Genomic DNA, 3,324 nt, shown 5'->3' on the forward strand with positions numbered 1-3,324 from the left:
GCAGCGACCAGTTCTGGTACGGCTGGCCATTCGGCTGCTGGAGCTCCAGCAGCCAACCACCGTAGTACCAGCGGTCGCTGGCCCCGAGCACCAGCGAGCTGCCGGCCGCGGTCAGGCTGAACCCGCCGCCGGAGGCGGTGAGCTGCCACTTCTGGGCGGCGTCCTCGGAGCACGGCCGCTGGGCGACGTACTGGCCGGCGACCGGATCGCCGCCCAGCTGCAGGCACTTGTCGGAGCGGACGGACTTGATCCGCACCGCGCCGTCGCCCGCGTCCTCGAACGACCACTTCTGGTTGGCGTAGCCGGTGCGCTGGTAGGCGATCGCGACGGTGCCGTCGTTCATCGAGCTGCCCCACAGGTCGGCGGCCTGGCCGGTGAGGCCGTTGACCATCGTGTAGTGGGTGCCGGGCTGCGGGCGCCCGGCGTCGGCGGCGGTGCGGAAGGTGACGGTGCGGCCCGGCTTGCCGACGGACCCGGCGGCGTCGCGGACGGCGACCGCGACGCTGTACGAGGTGCCGGGGGCGAGGCGGACGAGGCCGACGACGGTGGCGCGGACGGTGCCGATGCTCTGGCCGCCGAGCAGGACGTCGTAACCGGCCGCGTTCGCGACGGCGGGCCAGCTCAACATGACCGAGTTCTGGGTGATCTGACTGGCCGTCACATCAGGTGAGCCGGTCCCTGTGGTGGGCGTGGCGGTCGGGCTCGGCGTCGTGGTCGGGGTACCGGTCGCCGTCGGGGACGTGGTCGCGGTCGGGGACGACGTCGCGGTCGGGGACGACGTCGCGGTCGGCGAAGCGGTCGCGGTCGGGGAAGCAGTCGGGGACGGCGACGCGGTGCGGGTCGGCGAAGCGGTCGGGGACGGCGTCGCGGTGGCGGTCGGGGACGGCGTCGGGCCGGGACCGGTGCCGCCGCCCGCGATCAGGAAGCGGTTGTTGGCGACGTTCCAGTGCGACGAGAGGTAGCTGCCCGGCTTCGGGTCGGTGCTGTAGTAGTCGTCGTGCGTGCAGTCGAGCCGGTCGTAGTGCGAACGGTCCGGGCAGACCACCTTCATCTGCGGGTAGTACGGGTAGTCCGAGTAGCACATCAGGTCGTAGTCGTAGACGCAGTGGCCGCCCTTGCTGGTGCTCGGCGCGCTGTTGTTCACCGCGCCCAGGTTGTGGCCGAGTTCGTGCGCCGCGGTGTGCCCGCCCCAGCAGCCGGAGTCCGTCCGGCCGTACGAGGGGCCGAAGTTGCTGAGGTTGTCCTGGCCGGGGCGCTCGTCGCCGGCGAAGGTGCCGATGCCGCAGTACACCTTGGCATCGGTGAACATCATGTACTTGCGGTCCTTGCGGTTGAACCCCTGCGCGGCGATGGCGTTGTTGCTCGCGTTGAAGTCCTGGATCGCGGCGTCGGAGACCTGCACGTTCAGCACGGAGGCGGAGCAGTCGGAGTCGGTGACGAAGCGGACGTGCCGCGCGCCGCCGGTCTCCTGGGCGCTCGCGTTGTAGATGACGTCGACGTCGGCGGCCCACTTCTTGAAGGAGGCCAGGTACTGGGCGTAACGGTCGTTGCCGGGGCCGTGGACGTACACCACCTGGATGCGGTTGCCGCTGCTGCCGTCGCCCTCGCAGACCACGGACGAACCGCCGGACGCGGCCGGGGTGCTCTGCTGCGGGGCACCGGCCGGGTCGCCGAGCAGCGCCTTCTGGCCGGCGTCGAGAACCGGCGCGGCGCCCTTCAACAGGTCGGCGGCGGACGGGGGCTGGGCGTTCGCGGACGGGGTGAGCACCGGCGCCTGGGCGGCCGCGGCGGCCACCGGCGCGACGTCCTTGTGGATGTCGACGTCCTTCGGCGGGGCGTCCGGGCCGTGGCTGCACAGCTGGCCGCCGGCGACCTGCAGCGAGCCGGCGCAGCGGTCGCCGTTGGGCAGGCTCAGACCGGCGTAGACCAGGCCGCGGTCGGGCTGGTCCTTGGGTATCTCCTTGAGCGGGGCCGCCTTCTGGTCGCGCTTGGGCGCCGGGGCCTGGGTCGCGCCCTCGGCCGTCCCGGTCTCGCCGCTGCCGTCGTCGGACACCACGCCCGCCTGGTTGCCCAGGGCCGGACCGTCCGCCGACACCGTGGCGTTGCTGCGGCTGCTCGCCGGTTCGAGTGCGGTCGAGATGCCGAGTGCGCCCGCGACCAGACCGGCGGCGACCGCCGCGGCGATCAGCGTCGTCCTGCGGGTGAACCGCCTGCGCCTGCGTCGACGGAGCTCCGTGCTGCGGTGTCCCATCGCGTTCCTTTCCTCGTGCGACGGCCCGCGCCCCTGTGGTGACGGGCGCCGGGCCTTCCGACACTTGGGAGACCGGATGGGACGGGTGGGAATAACAGAAACTTCTTTCGAAAATGTTTGAGGCGCGTGAACGGGCTGTGGTTTGAGTGCGCATCACCCCGCATCACCCCGCATCACCGCGCACCGGAGCGCGTCAGGCGGCGCGCGTGGCCCGCAGGCCGGCCACCGCCGGCCCCGGCCGGGTGCCCCGGCCGCAGCGCAGGCGGGCGAGGGCGGCGGCCAGCGCCGCCGGGTCGGCCGCGAGCCAGAGCCGCAGGGCGGCGGACAGCGCGGCGCTCGCCGGGCCCGCCGAAGGGCCGCCCGTCCGGGAGAGGCGCTCGCCCAGCAGCGGCAGGAGGTCGGCGACCGGCGCGGGCAGCCAGAGCGTCACGGCGCAGGGCGCGGGCCGGGCGAGCACGCGCCGCAGGCGGAGGACGGCCGCGTCACCGTCCAGGGCGGGGATGACATCCAGCAGGCCGTCCACCGCGACCTCGGAGACGTCACCGCCGCGGTCGCGCGCCAGGGAGCGCAGCAGGGCCCGTTCGGCGGCGCCGATCCGGACGGTCAGCATGACCTCGTCCTCGCAGTCCATGGCTCCCAGTTCCCGTCTCTTGGCGTCGGACCGGTTCGGTGGCGGAACGGCGTGCGGGGGTCTCCTTCCCCCCGGCCGTCCCGCCCTCACCTCCCGGCCCGCAACTTCGTGTCCACACCGTGCGGATCACACCGGCCCACCGCACCGGGCGTCCCTCGACCGCCGTCCTCAGTCTCCGGCCCTCAGTCTCCGGCCCTCAGCCGTGTCCCTCAGCCGCCGTCCGGCACCGGCGTGATCAGGCCGTAGTGGCCGTCGTAGCGGCGGTACAGCACCCGGCCGCGGCCGTCGCCGGGGTCGGCGTGGAAGACGAAGGGCCGCCCGGTGAGCCACAGTTGCCGGGCCGCCTGGCGGAGGTCGAGGCACGGCACGGGCTCCGGGTGCTCGCCGAGTCCGGCGAGTTTGTCCAGCTCGCCGAGCTCTCCGCGCCGGCGGTACCCGCCCC

At 73.7% G+C, this 3,324-nt stretch carries 3 protein-coding genes; all 3 read right to left on the reverse strand.

The window, feature by feature from the left end; translation table 11 throughout:
* Positions 1–2,251: RICIN domain-containing protein (locus tag AB0O00_RS33345; RefSeq protein WP_363658213.1), on the reverse strand; the 2,251-nt coding region annotated here is incomplete at its 3' end.
* Between the two features lie 193 nt (positions 2,252–2,444).
* A complete protein-coding gene (locus AB0O00_RS33350; RefSeq protein ID WP_363658215.1) occupies positions 2,445–2,882 on the reverse strand; it encodes a hypothetical protein in 438 nt (145 codons plus the stop codon).
* Positions 2,883–3,091: 209 nt separating this feature from the next.
* The coding region (locus tag AB0O00_RS33355) for a sigma 54 modulation/S30EA ribosomal C-terminal domain-containing protein (protein ID WP_363658217.1) at positions 3,092–3,324 on the reverse strand (233 nt) is incomplete at its 5' end.

Source organism: Kitasatospora sp. NPDC093558 (genome assembly GCF_040683475.1).
Lineage (GTDB): Bacteria > Actinomycetota > Actinomycetes > Streptomycetales > Streptomycetaceae > Kitasatospora.

What these genes read in the sequence shown, in the direction of transcription:
- AB0O00_RS33350 (WP_363658215.1), bottom strand. Translation starts at nt 2,882, where the DNA reads ATGGACTGCGAGGACGAGGTCATGCTGACCGTCCGGATCGGCGCCGCC.